At 40.4% G+C, this 20,542-nt stretch carries 14 protein-coding genes; 5 read left to right on the top strand and 9 right to left on the bottom strand.

Going from position 1 to position 20,542, the window contains the following annotated elements; genetic code table 11:
* Positions 1–125: 125 nt before the first annotated feature.
* The 8 genes from GR929_RS05000 to GR929_RS04965 all read right to left on the bottom strand — a co-directional run bounded on the left by GR929_RS05000 (position 126) and on the right by GR929_RS04965 (position 11,280).
* Positions 126–1,013, bottom strand: coding sequence for a CHC2 zinc finger domain-containing protein (locus tag GR929_RS05000; protein WP_159517831.1), 888 nt, complete (start codon positions 1,011–1,013; stop codon positions 126–128).
* Between the two features lie 203 nt (positions 1,014–1,216).
* A complete protein-coding gene (locus tag GR929_RS04995; RefSeq protein WP_159517830.1) occupies positions 1,217–2,428 on the bottom strand; it encodes a primase-helicase family protein in 1,212 nt (403 codons plus the stop codon).
* A 5-nt stretch (positions 2,429–2,433) separates the two neighbouring features.
* Positions 2,434–2,772: a helix-turn-helix domain-containing protein gene (locus GR929_RS04990; RefSeq protein WP_159517829.1), complete on the bottom strand. Its 339-nt coding sequence runs from the start codon at positions 2,770–2,772 to the stop codon at positions 2,434–2,436.
* A gap of 1,164 nt (positions 2,773–3,936) precedes the next feature.
* Positions 3,937–5,571, bottom strand: a complete 1,635-nt coding sequence (locus GR929_RS04985) for an O-antigen ligase family protein (RefSeq protein ID WP_159517828.1) — start codon at positions 5,569–5,571, stop codon at positions 3,937–3,939.
* Complete coding sequence (locus tag GR929_RS04980; RefSeq protein WP_159517827.1) at positions 5,540–5,911, bottom strand: hypothetical protein; 372 nt, start codon at positions 5,909–5,911, stop codon at positions 5,540–5,542. Before GR929_RS04980 ends, GR929_RS04985 begins: the two co-directional genes overlap by 32 nt.
* A gap of 1 nt (position 5,912) precedes the next feature.
* A complete protein-coding gene (locus GR929_RS04975) occupies positions 5,913–7,079 on the bottom strand; it encodes a hypothetical protein (RefSeq protein WP_159517826.1) in 1,167 nt (388 codons plus the stop codon).
* 11 nt (positions 7,080–7,090) lie between these two features.
* Positions 7,091–8,767, bottom strand: coding sequence for a hypothetical protein (locus GR929_RS04970; protein ID WP_159517825.1), 1,677 nt, complete (start codon positions 8,765–8,767; stop codon positions 7,091–7,093).
* A gap of 911 nt (positions 8,768–9,678) precedes the next feature.
* Positions 9,679–11,280, bottom strand: coding sequence for a hypothetical protein (locus tag GR929_RS04965; protein WP_159517824.1), 1,602 nt, complete (start codon positions 11,278–11,280; stop codon positions 9,679–9,681).
* Between the two features lie 268 nt (positions 11,281–11,548).
* Here GR929_RS04965 and GR929_RS04960 point away from each other — a divergent pair, with 268 nt between their 5' ends.
* The gene (locus GR929_RS04960; protein ID WP_159517823.1) at positions 11,549–11,965 is read left to right on the top strand and encodes a helix-turn-helix domain-containing protein; all 417 of its coding nucleotides are present in this window, start codon (positions 11,549–11,551) and stop codon (positions 11,963–11,965) included.
* 354 nt (positions 11,966–12,319) lie between these two features.
* Here GR929_RS04960 and GR929_RS04955 read toward each other — a convergent pair whose 3' ends face one another.
* Positions 12,320–14,374: a helix-turn-helix domain-containing protein gene (locus GR929_RS04955; RefSeq protein WP_159517822.1), complete on the bottom strand. Its 2,055-nt coding sequence runs from the start codon at positions 14,372–14,374 to the stop codon at positions 12,320–12,322.
* Positions 14,375–14,609: 235 nt separating this feature from the next.
* Here GR929_RS04955 and GR929_RS04950 point away from each other — a divergent pair, with 235 nt between their 5' ends.
* The 4 genes from GR929_RS04950 (at position 14,610) to GR929_RS04935 (ending at position 19,780) form a co-directional block, all read left to right on the top strand.
* Positions 14,610–15,209 carry an ankyrin repeat domain-containing protein gene (locus GR929_RS04950; protein WP_159517821.1) on the top strand — a complete coding sequence of 200 codons (600 nt, stop codon included), beginning with the start codon at positions 14,610–14,612 and terminating at the stop codon, positions 15,207–15,209.
* Positions 15,210–15,228: 19 nt separating this feature from the next.
* A complete protein-coding gene (locus GR929_RS04945; RefSeq protein ID WP_159517820.1) occupies positions 15,229–16,272 on the top strand; it encodes an acyltransferase family protein in 1,044 nt (347 codons plus the stop codon).
* 73 nt (positions 16,273–16,345) lie between these two features.
* Complete coding sequence (locus GR929_RS04940; protein ID WP_159517819.1) at positions 16,346–17,386, top strand: serine hydrolase domain-containing protein; 1,041 nt, start codon at positions 16,346–16,348, stop codon at positions 17,384–17,386.
* 1,296 nt (positions 17,387–18,682) lie between these two features.
* Positions 18,683–19,780, top strand: a complete 1,098-nt coding sequence (locus tag GR929_RS04935) for a PAS domain-containing sensor histidine kinase (RefSeq protein WP_159517818.1) — start codon at positions 18,683–18,685, stop codon at positions 19,778–19,780.
* Positions 19,781–20,542 lie beyond the last annotated feature (762 nt).

Raw genomic sequence — 20,542 nt, 5'->3', positions numbered from 1 at the left:
AACTGACATCTTGCAAGGCAACCTCATCGCCAGAGCAACTCCATCTTCTCTGGCATTCATTTGCACAAAAAACTTCCAAAATTTGCTTTTATTTATAGTATACTCCATTGAAAAAAGGCCCTATCCTATCGCTCAATCCCCCTGTCCTTTTTTATCCGCATCCGAGAACAGAGGTATTCATTGAGATCTTTATAAATGGCATATCGCTTAGACATATCCTGAGCTTGGGGACAGCAAGACTTTATCTTGTCAAATGCTTTTCGCCCGCCTTCATCATTATCCAGGTAAGCAAAAATATTGGTATGCTTTTTCAGAAAGGGAAGAGCCTTCTGGATATTCGCCACAGAATTTAAAACCACAACATCGTATTGTGTTTTATCAGTTCTTTGCAAAGTCAGATAGGACAGAAAATCCCAAAATCCTTCAAATACCAGGCAGACATAATTCGCGTTTTTTATCGTAGAAATTTCCTTCGGAGGAACACAGCCTTTAAAACCGACAGGGCTACTCAGCTCATAACCTCCTTTGTCATTACCAAATCCAATTGAGTAGTAAATCCGACCACTGTTTTGGTAGTGGACTTCACGGCAATACAAATTTGCCAACGACAAATCAATCTTCCTTGTTTTTACCCAATCGATCAGCTTGGGGTGCGATATCGGCCTAATATCACGAATCGTAATCGCTGATTCTTTGTTAATCGGACTAAGTTCTTCCCGGTGAAAAGAAAAAGAATTCCGCACAGGTCCAGTAATATCATTTTCCAAGCTTGTTACTGCGTCATGAAATGAGCAGTTATCCATTTTCATTACCAGGTCGATAATTGAGCCACCTTCGTTGCTCCCGAAATCATACCAGATATTTTTCTGATAATCCACTTTAAAACTGGGATTGTTATCCTCCCGGAATGGAGATAAATACATACCGTAGTTATTAAAATCTTTTTTTGGTCGTATCCCTTTCAGATGGAGATAATCCCTGATGCTTAGTTGTTTTATTTCGGATAGCGCCATTCGTTCTGATTTTCTGTTGCTTTGTTGCAAGACAAGATTAAACAATTATATTTCAATTACTTACAAATCCAACAATCACACAACAAACAATTTAAATGTTGCAATCTGCGTGCAACAAAGCAGATTCTGTTGTGTCGTTGTTGTAGTGTTGTTGTTACATATTACTTTCTATATTTCAACATATTAAAGAGCAATACACAACATTACAACAGGATTTTATTGACCTGATCAAGTGTGATTTCCATGTAACGCCCTTTTCTTTTCACCGGAACAATTTCTCCATTTGCGTCAATATGATAAAAACTGTACTCACTGTTCTTATGTGAGCTTAGCCCCCAGTTGTCCTTGAGTATATTCCGAACCATCCCAATGTCTGCGCGTAAGCCGGTTTCACGTATTACTTCTGCAAGATCTTTCGGGCAGAACCACATTTTATCCAGCGCTAAACCATCCATAACGTCGTAGCAATAGGTAGCCAGTTCAATTTCTACTTTATTGACATTATACCTTTTCACTTTTCTTAAAGCCGGAGTTTCTATTGCTGCAGGGCTAAACCACATGCGTGACTGATCCTCTGTTGAAAGTTTCCGATGAAGGAGAAAGTGCAGGAAAAAAGGAATCTCTTTAGCCATTTTTTCCTTCAGGTAAACATCGTCCTTTTCTATTGTATGCACTTTTCGCACCCAAAAACGGATTTCTTCTCTCGAGATAATAATAGGATTGTGTTCTTTATTGGAGCAAAGCACAAATTTTGCGAAGAATTCAATTTCTTTCCGGTCTTTGCCTTTCGCCTCCATCTTATAATCAATAGCAGTTGCAAGATTTTTTATCTTCTCAGTATCCTCCATTTTGTTCAACAACAACTCATCGACCAGGATCAGCAGACGGTTTGCCCAATCTGCGTTAAACTGACTGCGGAAATCTTCGTTGTTGTTGAAGGTCGAGTTTTTACCAAAGATCATTTTCAGGAATCGCAGAAAAGTTGTTTTGCCTGTATTACTTTCTTTGGAGACCAGCAACAAAATAGGCAGTATTTGTGTCGGCTTGGTGTAAAGGAGTTGGATGTAGTCCAGCCCCAGCTCAATTTGATCTCTGAAAATATGGTCCAGAAACATTCGGATATTTGGGAATTCTCCAGGTACAGGCACATAATTCAATGATTCGTATTTATTGAGATAGGTACCATGGATCTGCTTATAATGAATGTGATCCGGGATGATGCAGAAACCATCGTATTTATCGATTTCCGGGAGGCTGTTTTTTCCGTAATCCTGCCGAAGCGTTTCATAACTCCAGGGGATTTTCTCTTCAACAAAATCACCACTGATAAGCGGTCGCTGCACGATCTTATACAAGGTCGTTCCAACACGAACGTATTGACCCTTCTGCTTTTTTTCTTGTGTCTTATCAGTCATAGCACTTACATTTTACGTCTGGCACTTCGCACGATGGGCAAACATACTTTGGAAGAATCATGCTTTGCTTTGGTCTGATTCTCTGCCCACAACAGTATTTCTTTCCTCGAAAAGACCAGTTTATTGCCATACGTCTTGCAAGGAATTTTTCCGGTAGAGGTTAGCTTGTAGATTTTTGCCTTTGAGGTTGGATAGCCGTGTTCCTTTAACAATTTCAAAGTATCGTCCAAGGTCATCGTATCAATGATTGGCTGGGGCGAAGCCTGTTTGGGGAGTGCCCGGGATACGGCTTCGCTTACGATTGCCCGTAGTTCTTCGGGCGTTGTTACAATAATGTCCGACATAATATTCAATTTTATATTTACACCTAAATTTTAATTAAACTCAAGAGCAAAATAAAAATGAATACAACTGGTAATCAAACGGATAATCCGCATTACTCAAAAGCACAAAACGAAGTAAAAAGTGGCAAAAAATGAGGGATAAATCCTCGGATTACACTTATCAATTTACAATTGGGAATAAAACGATACAAACAAAATCCGTGTAAAGCTGAAAACTATTTTTACATTTTTTTCTTTTGTGTTTGAAGTTGTTTCAGATCAGATCAGATCAGGGGGAAGATCTCTGTATTGTTCAGCACTCTTCATTTTACAAAGCTTATAAATCCGTCCTCAATCCATTTATTAAGAGATGAGAGAGAAACATTTAGAATCTTGGCAATATCCTTTTCTAAAATAAATCCGACGCATTTACCCCTTATCAATCAATCTCTCCAGGATTCCTGCAAAATCGCGGATATCTCCATCAACACTAGCCTTTCCCAAGGCTGCCATATCGGCATCCCTTTTCTCTACAGGAAAACCGTCCAGGAATAACCGCCCGACGCCAGCATGACATTGAACAGAAAACGCCCGTATGATTTTTAGTATTTGTGACTGTATTATTTCTAGTATATCTTACCGCACCACCTTTATCATCTTCTATCTACACACTCTCTACAGACTATCCATCAATACGCTCACCAATACAACAATACTGCTTTTATCAGTGGAATTATCATTTAAAGTATCAACAGTTCAACTGCTCAAAAACCATCATCCCAGAGTGGCAACTCTACTTTGTAGCGTTTCTTGTTCTGGCAATTCTGGCTCTGCTTTCTTTTGCTGGTTCATTCTTAGATAGCTCTGTCAAACGATATCACCTTGAATTAGACAGAACGCCTTATCCGAGAAAAGTCCGTCCTAAGCTCCCCTTGCAAGCAATTTAGAATCTCGTCCATCGTTTGCAGTTCCTGCAGGACGCAAATTAAACAATCAGTATCTATTCCGCTCGATTATCGCTAAAGCGATCAACATAGACTGTCGACTATAAATAAAATAAACAGAAAGAATACATGGTAAACCCCTCCGTCCTCTCGCAACCTTTCCTTGCTTATTAACCGGCGTTACAGTAGCACTTGATTTCATTTTCACTAAGGAACACTTAGGATCGTCTTGGTAGGCAGGTTACGAAACTTCTTTCAGCCCTTGTAAATTCTCTTTTAAAAATTCCCTAGCTTCTTTCTTTATTAATTTTACACTGGGAGAGTTAACTTTCACCTGTTTGGCTACAATCAAGCTAGCGTATTTCAGTGCTTTGGATAAGTTTCCACTTTTCCTATGACATAAATAAATGCGATATAGAGGCAGAAAGCGGCAAGGGATCATATTCGCTGCGCGGTCAAACTGTTGTATTGCCAATTCTGTTTCGCCTGTTTGTTCAAGATTGTCGGCCAGTAGCATTTGCAAGTCATAATCATTAAACTTTCTTTTGCATTCAACCAGTATTGCAGTGCTTCGGGCATACTGTCCCGCATAGTTCAGTTCAGCCCCGTAGTTATACAGAAAGAAGGGGTCCTCCATTAGCGGCGAATTCCGGTATAGTTTTTCGTATTCGGGGAGCATTTCCTCTGTTTCCCCGTTTAGCGATTTTAGAGCTATTTCCTTCCATTTCATTTCTGCCTGCACTTGCAGAAATACGTAAACGATTCCCAGTACTGAAACGATTGCCAACACTCCACGCAAGCCTACATTAACTTTTGAATAGCCGATCATGATTTTTTTTTCAGGAAGTAAGAGCGATAGATAAAAGGCGAGCGTCAACCAACTTGATGGATATTGAAAAGGGTACGAAAAACAGGCCAGTACAAATAAACCCGAAAGTCCGCTAAATGCCAAGGCATTAGAATCAACGTTCATTTTAATGCCTGTATAAAGAATCCCTACAAAAAACGCCAAAACAAGTAGTAAACCTGCAATGCCAAATTCGACCACAACTTTCAGAAACTCGTTAAACGGATGCTTCACATTATCGGCCAGCATAGCCAGTTCTGAGTTTGGGTGTTCTTTGAAATAAGCAGCTTGGTAATCCATGTATTTGGCTTGAAAAGAACCGTAGCCATGCCCCAGCAGTGGTTTGTCTTTGATCATTTGCCACGAAACCTGCCAAATTAATAAACGCCCGTCAGCCGACTCCTTCTTTTGTTGGTAAAGCAAAAAAGCCCCCCCAAGTATGACTATCACTACGGGAAACAAAATCCACTTGCGCAAAAAAATCCAGTTGAGCCAACCTTCTCCGCGGGAAGTGACCGCAAAGACAATTAGTGAAAAAACAATAGCCAATATTCCTGCTCTAGAACGGGCTAGGATTACAGCAAATAAAGTGAGTAGCTGGCAAACAATTATCCCATATCGCTTCCAGCGTTGTAATTTGCTCACAATATACAAGCCCAGCGGAAAACCTGCCGTAAGTACGGCAGCAAAGCCAGCGGGGTTGTCGAAGCTACCGGTTAATGCAAAATAACTGTGATTCGATGGCACCCAACCTACAAACTGAACCAACCCATAAATAACTTGTAGCAAACAAACGGCATAAACAAGCTCAAGTGTGAATTGGCTGTTCAGGCTGTTTAGTTTTAGCTGCCGCCCAACCCCGGCAAAAAGGATAACTGCAGCAAGTAAAGCCAATATTGAGAAGTAGAACTTGGGGCTATTTGTTGTGTTCACAAATTTACCGGAAGTGAGAAATACACTTCCGGTAAAGATGCTAATGTATAGGACAAGCCCAATATTAGGGCGTTTCCCTTTTATTTGGGTATACATATTCACCATGTAGCGATTGAAGCTCCTCTAGGCTGAAAGCACTTATGCCATATTTAATAACCCTAATTGAATCGGGGATGATAAGCTCAAATTCAAACAATTTCTTTTTTTCTTTCGAAAATGTTAGAAAAAAAGGTTTATCATATACGAACAATTCCAAGGTGTCTCCATGTGCTTTTGCTTTTAGCTTCGATAAATTTCTAGCTGATTCAGTCCGAGAAACTTTAAGCTTATTGTTTTCTGAGTCGTATTTTAAAATTACACTAGTGTGATTTTTGCTTGCACATCCTGCTAATCCCAAAATGCACATCATGATAACAATTGCTAATTTCCTGTTCATATTAATCTCCATTCATATATTCATAAAGTTCTGCAGGTGTCGTTACTATCCCAAAATCCAGATCTTGCCCTGTGACTGCATTCCAAATATCGGTAGAATAGCCTGCACATGTATTTGTTGCACTCCAGTCTGTATTATCCGGGTCTGAGTTGTAATCAAGTATTGTTTGTAACCCGCACCAAGACAACTCTGTCTCCATGGATGCAGCTGCTGAATATCCATTATTCTGTTCGTAGTTAACATGATATTCATTGCCTTCTTCCCCATTCCATAACGAGAATGAAACAACGTCATCGCCTATTTGAATCTCAATCCACGCATGACCGCCGATATCGGTACCAGCACTGCTACCGGCAACCTCATTTGTACATATTCTCATAGTTCCCAAAGGTTCGTCTTCATTATATGTGCTGCCTTCCCCCCAGACTGAGTTATACAAATCCTCTGCAGATCCGCCATTCGACAGAATATCTTCAAATTGTTCTATTGTGCCACTTTTGAGCCTTAGCCCTACAGACGGATTTTTGCTATCGTACAATAGTTGATGATTTGTTGAATAAACTTTGAAAGTCGCGTTATCATTACCTGAAAGCTCAGTCACCAATACCTTGATATTATTATTCTGGACAACACCAACCAAGTGCTTTTTTGATCCGGAAGCCGAAACCATTGGTACGATTACCATCTTGGTGTTACCATTTTCCGACCAATATAACTTATTCCATAAAGGGATACCTTGCGTAACAGCAAAACTTGTTTTCATTTCTTCTTGCTTATAAATTGTAGACGCAACCTTCTCCTTTAGCATCTGCTCATACTCGGTTTTAGTGAGTGTATCTTCGATGGGTAGATATTCATCAGAGCAACTTTGTAAAGTTGAAAAGAAAAGTACAAACCCTAAAGCTACAAGTAGTATAGAACAGCTTTTTAGGGTTAATTTATTAAATTTCATATTTTTGTTTTTTTTAGTTGAAGGAGTGATTGTGCTAGAATCTTCTCCTTCGTTATTAAAACTACTTGAAGTCTCCGCTATTTGAACTGCTTCGGCGTTCGGGAGTTGGAGGCTTCTTTTTGTTTTTCCCATGCCCGTGACCGGCAACCAGCATCTCTTCGGTTGTTGTCTAGTTTTAGTTTTGATTAGGAAGTATTCATATTGTTTGGTTTTCATTGGTTGGTGGATTACCACCATTCTTGTTTGCTATTTTTGTAGGTAAATATGCGTTCTTCTCGGCCCCCACTCAGACAGCGCAACCAGTAGATGGTACCGGACGGAACGTTGCTGTACTCCAGCGAATAATCGGTCGCTGTTTGTTTTCCAGCCGAATGCCATCGGTTGTCCCAGTAAAACAGCTCGTACTGATTACCGGGAATAATGTAGTTGGTATCACTCCGGGGACAAACCTCCACTTCAATAACTTCCTTAGGATATCCTAAATCCATTACAAGCATCGTGTCTACGGTAAAACTATTCAGATCATTATCAAAGAGATTTTTCTGCTGTCCAGTTAATTCTCCTTTTTTGTAGCGAACATCGCTTTGTGCGATATGTAAATCGCAACTGTCTGCGATACAGGAAAGATGCGCTAAACGAATTTTCTCTAGCGTTGATGATTTTATCCCTATATAACGAAACTTCCTCGAGTTGTTAACCTCAATTCGTTCCATGAAAAAAGGATAATGATCAATCTCTGCAAGCTTTTCTCTTTCACCAAACCGATAATCGTTAGAGCCATAGACAACGCAACCTTTTAAATCGACAACATGCGCTGCCGTGTAGGAAAAGAGAGGAAACTTACGGATAAGTTTCATATTAATCCTCTTTTGGTAATTGCAGGCTAAATCATTTTTATCACCATTTGCATCAAGAATAAAAGGAACATCGACTGGTAATAATTTCTGGTTTTTGCAGCCCATAGGTAAGTAGAGAATATTTTTACCCATAGCTTTGAACCTGGCTTGTCCCCACCAACTATATCGGGCAAAGGCTACGGGAGTCCACCCGCCGATATCGAATGTTGCGAGATAAGCCATGTCCCATTTGCCGAACGGGCGTTGCCAAACCGACGCGTCTGCAGTTTTCAGATATTGATCAATAACATCCAGCATATTTGTATGCATCAGCTTTTGATAGAGCTGATTTTCTGGAACAGATGATACCAGATCCTCCATCAAGGGCTGTTTTCTCCATGTTTGCCGGTAGACCTTTGGGATGGTCTTTTCATATTGGACCGTTAAACTCGACGGAACATCTCCCTCCGAAAAAACAGGCCTGTATTTTGAAGTCATGGCTGCATTAAAATCATCGATGAGATTAGATGTATCATTACTGTTTTCTAATAATTTTTCAAGTTGTCGCTTTTTGTTTGCTAATCCAACAAAAGCATGCTGGGCTTTGGGGCGGTTTCCCCAATCAGGGAGATAGTCGTAAGTTGCAGGCAGACCGGCTGCTCGCAAGTGGTATATAACATATCGGCAGCGATCGGCACAATCGCCTTCGTGGGCAAAGCTGAGCCATGAATAATTGGGTTGCGTCGGATAGAAACGATCAAAATCACCGGACGAGTTTAGTGCGTAATAAGTCTTCTTCATATGATAGGCGTAGAGACTATCAGCATTATTCAGCTGCGGATTTGTTCCTAGTAATTTCCGATTTTCACCGTATAATTTTTCCCGCCATCTGTCTGCCAGCTCATCATCTATTTTGTAGGGGAGAATATATTCCTCAAAGTCTTTTTTGCTAATCTCCTCTCGCCATGGAGAACCAGCTAAGGCTTGTTGGGCCAATGTCTTGTTATTGCTGAAAAAGGAAGAATCAAGATAAGTTGAGTCTTCTATTTGTTGAAAGCGAAATGGCATGATCTTCATCGCGGAGTAAAGCGAATCTGCTTGTCGTAAGAGCTCGGAATAGACAGTTTTTCCAACTTGGGACCTAAGATTGTTGAGTCTTTGAGAAAGCAGCAAAACGGAATCGGGTGGCGCAAAGGTTATTGTTTTTCGTGAAGCGGTTAGGTCTAATACAGTTGCAGTACTTGTATTTGTATTCATGCATCCGTTGAGTGTGCCTAAACTGGCTATCATTAACAGCCCCCATAACAGATACTGTCGATAATATCGTTGATTTTGGCGTAGCATATTATTGATTAGCAAGTAGTCCTATCTATAACACAAACATAATATATATGCTCAATAAATCCTATGTGTTGTTAAATAGATTGTGCATAACCACATTTATTTGTAAACGAGGTTACCTTATATCCAAGTAAAATAAATTTTGGACTTGCCATTTCAATAAAATTAATGTGGCAATAAATTCATGATCTTGGTATATCGAAAGATAATATCTAATTCCCTTAAAATCCATGGAATCCATCCCGCTGGTCTACTTCGAAGCTAATAAAGCTACAAGCCACAGAAATCCGTTCCGCTCCTTGATCCAACTTGTGGTTCCCCTAAAAAAGTCGCATCTTTAAGTCGGAATTATAGATTTATTGCAACCGGGAGTACGACCAAAAGGCGGACTTTCGTTTTTTTTGTTTTTACGCCTAAGGCTTCCACTGAAAATGTAATTCGCGGACGCAATTCCTTCTTTTTCCAACCGTTAAACACTCTTCAGAATTGGAGACAGAGACTTTGTCAAGACTGGCTGCACCTGTCAACGCCAGACACTTGGTTTAGCCTTGACAAAGCCGGAACTTCCTCTATATTTGTGAAAGGGTTGGTCATTTGACAGTTTTCAATTATAAAAGCAATTCATCTCCGACAAGGTCTTAACGGATACATTTGAGCTGACTACAAACAACCTCCAATTCCTGCTGCAGCAAGTTCAGAATCTCGTCCATCAACTCCAATTTCTCTTCTGTCAATCGGGAAATATCATGATGAAACCGGTTGTTGTGCGATAATAATTGAAAGAACTTCTCTCCATTTAGTTTTTCAAAAAGGAAATCCAACCGCCCTAGTTTGGGGTCTGCGTGCACACATAGTCGCCAAAGCGTACAAGGCGGTACGTAGTTGGGGAGATAGCTAATTCTTGCAAAAACAAAAGTCCGGAGAATTCTCAGTATTGAACGACTAAACAGGTCTTCTAGCCCTTCTATGTTGTCCTTTTCCGAATTGTGTCTAAGCTTAAAATACTGGGAAGCCATTTTTACGCCCGAACTGTAGTAATATTCCAGGTCCGGGTATTCAGGCGGGTGCGGGTGTTCCCAATGAAGAGCCGGGAAGTTAGGATGTGATGAAAATAAAAGGTTCTCCGGTCGCATTATTTTCTGAAAGAAGGATTGATAGGCAAACAGATTTACTTGAATCCAAATACGACTATGACCGATCAAAACCAGTTCAAACTGATCCTCCATCTTTGCGGTCGCGGCTTGTTGCAACCGCCCCAGGGTTTCCGTGCCAAGCCCTTCCCCAATTAGCAGGAAGAAGTAAGTTGCCCGTCGATAACTCTGCTCCCGGTCAAACAAATAGATTTCTTCGACTTCCTTTGTCTTTCTAATTGTTGCTACAATCTCTGAAAGCTCTCGCTCGATTGGTGAAGCGCAACTCTCTTTGTTGTCGGTCTTCACTTTTCCAAAGGCTTTGAGTCTCTTTTTAAGTGTCGCAAATCGAACTGCTACCAACTCGTTCATTGCTAGCTCAGTCTCTAAAATACTTTCATGAAGATTCTCATTAAGCCTTGTTTCATCACCATCCGCTCCTGTTTCTTTTGCTCGCTCCAGCTCTGAAACAAGGTAGTACTCTCTCCCATTCTTTTTGACAAACATGCCGTCTATTTCCGGGATATAGTCAGCTAACTGCTTTATCCTCTCGTGTAGGTCCGCTGTTTCAAAATTAGATCCTGCGTAAAGCATCTCCAGGTAACGAATTGAATGCTCATAGAGTGACAAGTAAGTTAGAAATACTCCGGTTAATGAATCATGCCGACGGAAGCGATTAGCTTCAGTAAGCAACGTATCGCGATCGTGATAATAGGTTTCCAGGTTTCGCTTGAATTTCTTTTTATATGATGACCAATCCGCATTCGGACATTCTTCTATCGGTTGAGACCGGTAAATAACAGCGAATCTATGGCAATAGGAAGCAACAAAAGGATTACCCATTTGGTATTCGAATTCCATTTTCCCTCTGAAAATAACATGAAACAGAAGATTACTATTCTCTCGGCTGTTTCGAATCCATTTTCGGGATCTTATTGTTTGAACGTCCTTATGTTCTGATGTTACAATGATAAAATGTTCTGGTATTAGCTTGTTTTTCTGATGATAGAAGATATAAGAAATCTGAAATTCACGGGTTAACTGCTGCAGTTTTTCACTGATAGCTTTGTTCTCCAGTTTCGGGATATCCGAACTTAATATTGTTCTCATGTGTCGATCATTTTAAGGGTACAACACTAATTTCAGATAGAATATGAGCATAATCAATTCTGCATGAGGATAAAATATCTCATCCAACGACAGAACCTATGCAGATTATGAATCTGAATTCACCCAAGAATTGCTTAGAATCCTGGAATCAGGAGCGAATCAAATCAATCTGAAGTCAGGTATATTTTACCTATCCTATTAGTCGCCTCCATCTTTTAGTTAACCAAAATTGTTTTATCTTTGAGATAGTTGAAAATACCAAGGTAATATGGAAAGTAAAGTACATGAAGGTCGCAATGTGAAACGGTTTCGTGAGATGCTGGGAATCAAACAAGACGCGCTAGCTTATGAACTAGGTGAAGGGTGGAATCAAAAGAAGATCTCGCTCTTGGAACAGAAAGAAACCATTGAATTGCCTCTTTTGCAACAGATCTCCAGCACGTTGAAGATCCCAGTAGAAGCCTTTCAGAATTTTGACGAAGAAAAAGCTATAAATATTATTTCCAACATCGTGAACAATCACGACCACGCTACAGGAAATTCATTGTTTAGCTACTATCCAACTGTCAATCCAGTCGACCAAATCATCAGATTGCACGAAGAGAAAATTGCCCTCTACGAACGCATGCTGAAGGAAAAAGATGAGATGATGGAACGCCTAGAGAAACTTTTGAAAGGCAAGTAGCCATTTTCTTTTTTCTCACATCATAAACTTTCTCCACCTTGAGATCAACTTCCCGGAACTGTAGCTTACCCCTAATCAATCAGCAGAAATAACAGGTTGTTTAAAAAGAACAGTCCTAAGCCCTCATATGCATTTAGCTCAGTTGTTCTTAAGAATCCATTTATTACTTTTCTTTTCATTGTATCAATCAACAGACTCATAAATTAAGATCGAAAAATTGCCGATTAAGGATGAGGTCAACCTGTACTAGAACATGAATGACGAGCTATATAACGCACACCAGAATAGTCATTTAGCCATCAACCAAATGAGTTAAAACCCTTAATTTTCGGATTTAAAGTACATGAGTCTTGCCTACAGCAGACCTTTGCTCTCTAACAATTCTCTCAAATTTTCCTGTTTTCGCCAGAACCGGTCATTGATTTTTTGAATGACCCTGCCAAACTCCGGATCATTGTTCAATGGCTTGAGAATTGGGTCTTTGTCCAGGAACAATAAAATCCAGTATTGGTAATTATCTTGCGAGGCGAAAATTTTCAGTTGCTCAATCGCGTCCTTGTTCCTCCCCTGATAGGCATACAAAACGGCCGTGCTGGCACTTTTGTAAATCGACTGATCCTTTTCGCAATATTCGGCATATGAATTTAGGAACCTCCGAGCCTGCTCTTCATACCCTTTCTTCTTATAGACCAAGCTAATTTTAATGTCTTCCTGCTGATAAATATCCAAGCCTTTTCGTTCCCGGGCATTGACAAACTTTTCAAAATAATAAAAGGCGCTGTCGTAATCTTCCTGATAATAATAAACTTTGCCCACCTCTTGCAGAATGTCCAGTCGGGTCGTGTCCTTATTCCATTCATGAATCAGAAGACTTTTGGTTCGTTCGCCATCGCCATCCTGCGCATACGGGATAAAAGCATTGAGCAAAGGAGCATAATAGTTATCCGGATTGTAGTCCAGTGCCTTATTAATATAAGTCACCGCTTCACTCACAAAACCCGACTGAATAAGGGCATTACTGAGGTGCAAATAGATATAACTTTGTGTGACCGAGTCGTTGGCGGCAATGTCAAGCTGAATACCTTTCAAGGCGTACTCCAGGTATTTGGCCGTATTGGGAATGACTCGGGCATAAAGGTCTCCGAGCATCTGAACCACTGCCGGTGAATTCGGATTGTACTCCAGCGCTTTTTCCAAATGCGGAACAGCCAATTGATATTCTTCCGTTTGTATGTAGTAAAGTGCCTTTGCAATAAGACTCTCAGCCGATTTTGGATCGTAAAGCAGTGCTTTATCTGCGAAATTGTTGATGCGCTCGGTATATTGCTTTTGCTTCTGGTACACATCCAAAAAGTAATACGAGATGGCAATGTCAGCATAAGCCAGGGCAAATTCGTCATCGTTCTCAATTGCCTTTTCGAATAGCGGAATTGCCTTTTCCAAACCTTCCCTAGTTCGGGAATAATACGGCTCGAGAGCTCGCAGATAATAATCGTAGGCCACTAAATTCTCTGTTGGCTTTTTCTCGATCTGTCGCAATTCAGCTGTGGTAACAACAGCCTGAATCGCATCTGCAATTTTACGGGCTATTTCATTTTGAAGGGCAAAAACATCGCCTACTTCCCGACTGTACTGCTCACTCCAGATCGGGTGGTCGCCCGCCGCTTCAATCAACTGAATATTGAGCAAGACCTGGTCGCCAACCCGCTGCCCGCTCCCCTCTACCAGGTAATTCACATTAAGCTGTTCCGCAATTTCCGGAATTCCCAGCTCGGTATCGCGGTACCGGGCAACCGAAGTCCGGCTAACAACCCGCAAGTCGCGAATCTTTTGCAAGTTGTTCAGTGTCGATTCCATTAACCCGTTAACGAAGTACAGGTTTAGCGAGTCACTGCTTTCATTAACGAATGGTAACACTGCAATCGACTTCTCGATGGGTGCCGAAACAGAACTTCTTTTGCTTAATAGGAAAACTACCAGTAATGCAATAACCAACATCCCTGCTGCGGCCAGGTATATCCTGTATTGCTTTAAAGAACTTGGTGGAGTGGATTCATCTTCATCCGCAACTGTTCTTTTCCGCACTTCACCGGGCGAATAACCGTATTGTTCGCGAAAGCATTTGATGAAGTAAGAGGTGTTTCCAAACCCAACTTCGTACGAAATCTCGGCTACCGTAAGGCTGGTTTTCCGGAGCATGTCCATCGCTTTTTCGAGGCGAACCTGACGGATAAACTGGCTCGCTGAAAGCTGCGTCTTTGTTTTGATTTTCCTAAGCAAACCGGAACGACTGATATGCATCAACTCGGCCAGTTCAGAAACACCGAATTGCTCGTTCCTTATATTCTCCAAAATCAACGACTCGGCTTTTTCAATGAAATCTGATTTATGAATTGCGGGTTCCGTCATGCTTTATTTTGGTCAAACTAAAGTAGGAAAATTTATGAAAAGTATTGCCCTTCAAGTCTAAAGTTGAAACAGCCCAAATAGCACTTTTGCCGCATATGTGTTATTTGTGCCGCATAGTTTTTATGCCCAAACCAAACTTAATACAATTAGCTGCATAGCTTATAGGCTACGCGTTTCCGATTATTTCAACTTTGTAAAACAATTTTTTCAAAGTCTAATTTCAAAATTTAAAATCATGAGAACACATCCTGTTTATTCCTTTAAAACCGTATTCAGTTTTTTCATTGCAATCCTATTATTCATGAATGCCTGCGTGCAATCGGGCAGCAGTAGTAGCACGGAGACAGGCAAAGAAACGAAAGCAAAGGCCCTCGCCGACAAACCGACCATTGATCTGCAAACAGCCATCCTTTCCGACAATCTCGAAGCCGTCAGACAACATATTGAAGCCGGAACTGATATCAATTTAAAAGATCAAATGACGGGATCAACGCCATTGATCACAGCGGTGACTTTCGATAAAACAGCGATTGCCAAAGCGCTGATAGATGCCGATGCACAGCTGAACCTAAAAAACAATGACGGATCGACCGCGTTGCATGCTGCAGCCTTCTTTTGCCGCGTTGAAATTACGCAGATGCTTCTGGATGCCAAAGCCGACAAGACAGTCAAAAACAACTTTGGCGCAACTCCCCGCGAATCGGTCACCGCTCCCTTTGCCGATATGAAACCCATTTACGAAATGATCGGGCAACAATTAGCGCCATTCGGCTTAAAACTCGATTTAAAGGAAGTGGAAAAAACACGCCCTGTTATTGCGATGATGTTACAGTAATTCTCCTAAAAAATAGAAAATGACAACAGAAAGAAGACACGATATTGATTGGTTGCGCGTAGTTGCCATTGGGCTACTGTTAATCTATCACATTGCGATTGTTTTTCAACCATGGGCCATGTTTGTTGGCTTCATCCGAAGCGATGAATCAATCGGCGCACTTTGGACACCCATGAGCTTGTTGAATGTGTGGCGAATTCCACTTTTGTTTTATGTTTCGGGTATGGGCTTGTACTTTGCCATGCAAAAACGCAATCTTGCCCAGCTATTGGGGGAACGAACCCGGCGAATTCTGATCCCTTTTATATTTGGAATCGTGGCTATAGCCCCGTTACACTTCCTGATTTTCCAGAAATACTATCGCATGCCTTTAAGCTATTATCCGCATGCCGGACACCTATGGTTTCTCGGAAATATCTTTCTCTATGTATTGCTGTTGACACCTCTTTTTCAATACCTGCAGAGAAAACAAGATGGAAAATTTAAACGAGGCTTACTGGCTTTGATGAAAAATCCGCTGGGCCCACTGTCCATAACAGTTTTCTTTGTACTGGAGGCCGTCATTGTAAAACCTCAGTTATTCACCTTGTATGCCCAAACATGGCACGGTTTTTTACTGGGACTGCTAGCCTTTTTCTTTGGCTACCTGTTTGTCTTCAGCGGTCCGACGTTTTGGCAAACGGTTGCAAAATGGAAGTGGTTGTACATTGGGGCGGCCACCATTTTATTTACTACTAGAATGCTGATTTTTGAAACAAATGCTCCGGGTTACCTCATGGCTATCGAATCCAATTGCTGGATATTCGGCGTTTTCGGTCTCGGATACCAATACCTCAATAAGCCGAGCAAGTCGCTTAGCTATTTGAGTCCGGCAGCTTATCCGGTATACATTATTCACATGTTTGCCTTGTATGCCGGTTCTCTGATTATTCTGCCGCTGCCAATGCCCCCGATGATGAAGTTCGCGGTTATAAGCCTCTTTACCTTTGCGATCTGCTACCTCATTTACGAGTTTATTATCCGCCGAATTCGTTTCATCAGACCTTTATTCGGGCTGAAGTAAAAGTTCAACAAATTTGAAGAGAGTCTGTTATGCCTAAAACACGAAATTAAGTCAATCTGAACACCAACCGATTATGAAAAAGACACGAACAAAGTTAATTCTCCGGATCATCCTGTTTGCAGGAACAATCATCTCGCTGTTTTTTGTACCCTGGATTTTGGTGAGAGCCTGGATCATGCCTCTGCCGGATACAGTGGAAGAGCAACTCAATAAGGGGGTTGAATATGGCTTCGACGGTATGATAGTCTACGTGGATCAGGCTGGCCATCAACCTGCTTTCTACGTCGCCGGCTGGAAAAACAGGGCGGACAAAATACCGGCCGATCCTCATGCTTTGTTCAAAATTGCCAGTATCGGTAAGTTGTACCAAGCCGTTGCAATAACCAAATTGGTTGCAAACGGGCGATTATCGCTGGATCAAACGCTGGCTGATTACTTCCCAGAGCTTGTCGGGAGGATTGAAAATGCCGAAAAAATTACCACAAGAATGATGGTGCAACACAGAAGTGGTATTCCCAGTTTTACCAATACCCCAAACTTCTGGACCAATCCGCCTAAAAGCAGACAGGAAACACTTGAACGCGTTTTGGATTTGCCGGCCAGTTTTGCCCCCGGCGAAGGCTACGAATACTCGAACACCAACTATTTGCTAATTTCCATGCTCGTAGAAAAAGTGACTGGTACAAGTAATTTCGAATACATTACAAAAGCAATTTTGAATCCGCTCGGACTAAAAAACACCTTCGGCTCGATTCACGATGTGGATATGAACCGGTTGACAAGCGGTTATTATGTGGGCGTTGAAGAAGATATTAAAACGACCGATTACGGCTCAATGGTCGCAACGGCCGAAGATGTCGGCATATTCCTTCGGGCACTAAACGATGGCTCTTTGCTCACGCCGAAAGAGCAGGAAATCTATTCGTCGATTTACAAATACAATCACACGGGACTGATTCCGGGCTACCAGAGCATTGCCGAATATCACAAGGATATTGACACGATTGTGATCCAGTTTGTGAATACAACCAATTTTGACGGCTACACCTGGAACCTGGGAGAGATTGTCTATAACCGGATTGTTAAAATCGTGCGAAAACAAAACCGAAGCTGAGTGCGTCAGGTGTTTGCTATTTTGTAACGCCAAATGAATGGACTCAAAAATTGAAAATCACTCGAATCGTTAATATAAGACAACGACAATGCCAACCGCTATTCACCCCAAATCACCAATGCGTGACAAAGCTGTTATGCGAGTATTCGTCCTCAATCAACTGGGATTTAAAGAGTTCAAGCTGTTAACAAAATGCTTAAAAACATAGAAATGAGAACGGTTAATATCGTATATTGAAGTATGAAAAAGCAATAGATTGTTGTTTAGACTAGACGAGAGTTTTTTGAAATGCGATTCTAAATTAGATACAGACAAGAAGACTCTTGTCAGTTATACCCCCTCGGGAAGGGGGTTTAAGCTGGTTAAAATTTTGAAACGAAATAGCTTTTTGAGTTGTGAATAGTACACAAGAGCACACATAATTTATTATTCTGTTCTTCTCGAACGACAAACAGGGTTAAAACCGATTCACAACATTTCCCAAGCCTTACTATAGGAAACCTCCGAGAGCGGAGGTTTTTTTTCTTCAAAATCAACCAACCTTGCGTTATCAAAAACAATGTAAACTTACATTGCCCACTATTACTCTTCAATTACCCTACAAATGTTTCAAAACATTAAACCCTTCAAAAAGGAAAACGTAAACTCTCAACGCTACGGCGATTCAACTTTTCTCAGAGGAACAAAAGTCGCATTAGCCAAATTCATTCACATGACAAGAAACAGCGCTCTTGTCTTTACCCCTTCAGCGGAAGGGGTTTTTGAAAAAAACAGGCACAAATAAGTTCTCATTTCGCAAAAAAGTAATGTTTAGAAATTTTCTATAAACGAATGCAACAGAGTTTTCATACTAGAATTGGTAATTCAGATCTGAGAACATCAAACCCTCAATTTTGAGGGTTTTTTCTTTTCAATACTGTTAGACAGCATACAACTCCCGATGAATAATTCCGTAAACTGGTTGCAAGGGAATAAAGGTTAGACTATGCGGAGTTATTGTGTGCAACTCTAATTTTTCGATCAATAATTTCTTATAGTGAATTTCTCTTTAGGTGGTTTTCTGTTGGTTAGCAATCCAGTAGGAGTAAGTTTGATAGTTGTGAATCTATAGTACATGATTTTCTTTTTGCTTCTCAAACAGTAAAGACGGTTTTAGTAAAACACACAACTTCTCTCTCCTCGACCAGGAATCTCCGGAAACGGGGGTTCCTGTTTTATGGTCAACTTGATTTACTCTTTGGAACCAACTATGTAAAATTACGTAGGTCTAGAAAATCTTAATGAAGAGCAGTAGATATGGAAGAAAAGCGTTTAACTGGTGATAAAATGAAACACAGGAACCTAATTGAACTCGAAAGTGGTGGAACTGTGACTTTATCAAAAGACGGCAATATAATTGACGTAAACTCGTTATTCTGTTCGATGATGAAAATGGACAAAGAAACCTTGCTCTCAATGAGTTTTGCTGATTTACTTTTATCTGAAGAAAGTGTAGAACAGGCTCCCTACCGATTCAACCTGGTCAAAAGTAAACAAATATTTATTTGCGAACGAAAAATGAATCAATCTGATCGGAGCAAGACTACTGTCGAGATGAAGCTACAAAAGACGCCGAATGGAACCTCCCAATCCCCTTCACACGATAGCTCTGAAGTGAAAAAACCGGAGTTATTAGAGAAGAATGGCATAGCAAAAAAGAACGGGATAAATGAGGATGAAGCGCACTTCATTAAAATACTAGCTCATGATCTGATCAACCCATTTAATGTAATATTAGGTTATTTAGGATTACTTACAAGCGAGTTTGAAACGTACGACAGAGCGACGATCAAAAAGAAAATAGAGCTAATTAATCGAGCTTCAACAGATGCATACAAACTCTTACAAGAGGTATTAACCTGGTCTTGTTCTCATTCGGGACGAATATTATTTGCTCCTGAAATACTCAACTTAAAAAAGACTTGCCAACACTCGATTGACCTACTAGAACCTATATCTCAAAAAAAGCAGATTGATATTACAAATCTCATTGATGATCAACTTGATGTTCATACTGACAAAGACATACTCCAAACAATTATTAGGAATCTACTTACCAACGCCTTAAAATTTACGAACGAAAAAGGTGTCATTGAAGTTAAATCGTTTCTTCAAAATCATCAAATCACAATATCTGTAAAGGACAACGGAAATGGCATTCCTGCAAACGAATTGGCATCCGTCCTTGAAAACGACCAATGCAAATCAACAACGGGAACATCGAGAGAACAAGGGAGTGGAGTTGGCTTAACGATATGTAAGATGCTGGCAGAAAAACTTGGAGGAAAAATCTGGGCTGAAAGCAAAGTTGGATTTGGCAGTACCTTTTTTGTTGCGATCCCTAATCATACCTGAAATAGTCTCATGTAATCAGAAAATTGGCTCAAACTGAGAGCTAATATAAGATCTCTCAATTTGTGTTAATGATTATTACTATCTGGATTGTACACTACATTCCTGAATTATCCGGAACAATATAGTGGAGATAGTTTGAATCAAGGCATTGCCATTGATCATTCCCCCATAACAAAGAATTTAACCCAGAAGCCTAGATTTTTGGTCCTCGTCATGCCAATATTCCGGCTTTTACAATTGGAAAGACGCAAATGTTAACTAATCAATTGGGGTATGTCGATCGGAACGAACATACCAGTTATAACGGTATGGCTTATTTTAAAATAGATAAAAACAAAACTGAAAAACAACAAACCAACAAATAGTCTGCACAATAACATCATGTCTGTTACCATGCAAAACTGATATTACAATGAAAGATCGAAGTAAATACCCGACAAAGGATATTGGGCTATCGTTTCAAATCAGGGAAAAACACGCTTATCGGCCGATTCTATGCGCACCGAATAAAAAATTGAGGTATCAGTAAATTTTCGAATTCTTTCAAGCAAGTGAAGATATGGCTCGATTCAGAATTAATACGATAAAAATAAAAAAGCAAATTAGCTATTGGAGAAAGAATCAATAGTTTATCCATGTTCCACTTTTAAATATTCATAAGAAAATATATCAACATAATCCATAGCATGCTGTAATAATCAACATGCCTTTTTTTTTTAATTTTATCTCAAAAAGGGTAGTAAACCTACCCCAATGTGAATA

Source organism: Sunxiuqinia indica (assembly GCF_009847015.1).
In the GTDB taxonomy this organism is placed as follows: Bacteria; Bacteroidota; Bacteroidia; order Bacteroidales; family Prolixibacteraceae; genus Sunxiuqinia; species Sunxiuqinia indica.
The sequence above is the reverse complement of the archived record's forward strand: the minus strand, read 5'-3'. Positions and strand labels throughout refer to the sequence as shown.

Excerpts from the sequence above, each read along its gene's own strand:
- GR929_RS04985 (WP_159517828.1), bottom strand. The coding sequence starts at position 5,571 with ATGTATACCCAAATAAAAGGGAAACGCCCTAATATTGGGCTTGTCCTA.
- GR929_RS04945 (WP_159517820.1), top strand. The coding sequence starts at position 15,229 with ATGACAACAGAAAGAAGACACGATATTGATTGGTTGCGCGTAGTTGCC.
- GR929_RS04950 (WP_159517821.1), top strand. The coding sequence starts at position 14,610 with ATGAGAACACATCCTGTTTATTCCTTTAAAACCGTATTCAGTTTTTTC.
- GR929_RS04940 (WP_159517819.1), top strand. The coding sequence starts at position 16,346 with ATGAAAAAGACACGAACAAAGTTAATTCTCCGGATCATCCTGTTTGCA.
- GR929_RS04990 (WP_159517829.1), bottom strand. The coding sequence starts at position 2,772 with ATGTCGGACATTATTGTAACAACGCCCGAAGAACTACGGGCAATCGTA.
- GR929_RS04980 (WP_159517827.1), bottom strand. The coding sequence starts at position 5,911 with ATGAACAGGAAATTAGCAATTGTTATCATGATGTGCATTTTGGGATTA.
- GR929_RS04960 (WP_159517823.1), top strand. The coding sequence starts at position 11,549 with ATGGAAAGTAAAGTACATGAAGGTCGCAATGTGAAACGGTTTCGTGAG.
- GR929_RS04970 (WP_159517825.1), bottom strand. The coding sequence starts at position 8,767 with ATGCCATTTCGCTTTCAACAAATAGAAGACTCAACTTATCTTGATTCT.
- GR929_RS04965 (WP_159517824.1), bottom strand. The coding sequence starts at position 11,280 with ATGAGAACAATATTAAGTTCGGATATCCCGAAACTGGAGAACAAAGCT.
- GR929_RS05000 (WP_159517831.1), bottom strand. The coding sequence starts at position 1,013 with ATGGCGCTATCCGAAATAAAACAACTAAGCATCAGGGATTATCTCCAT.
- GR929_RS04975 (WP_159517826.1), bottom strand. The coding sequence starts at position 7,079 with ATGAAAACCAAACAATATGAATACTTCCTAATCAAAACTAAAACTAGA.
- GR929_RS04995 (WP_159517830.1), bottom strand. The coding sequence starts at position 2,428 with ATGACTGATAAGACACAAGAAAAAAAGCAGAAGGGTCAATACGTTCGT.
- GR929_RS04935 (WP_159517818.1), top strand. The coding sequence starts at position 18,683 with ATGGAAGAAAAGCGTTTAACTGGTGATAAAATGAAACACAGGAACCTA.
- GR929_RS04955 (WP_159517822.1), bottom strand. The coding sequence starts at position 14,374 with ATGACGGAACCCGCAATTCATAAATCAGATTTCATTGAAAAAGCCGAG.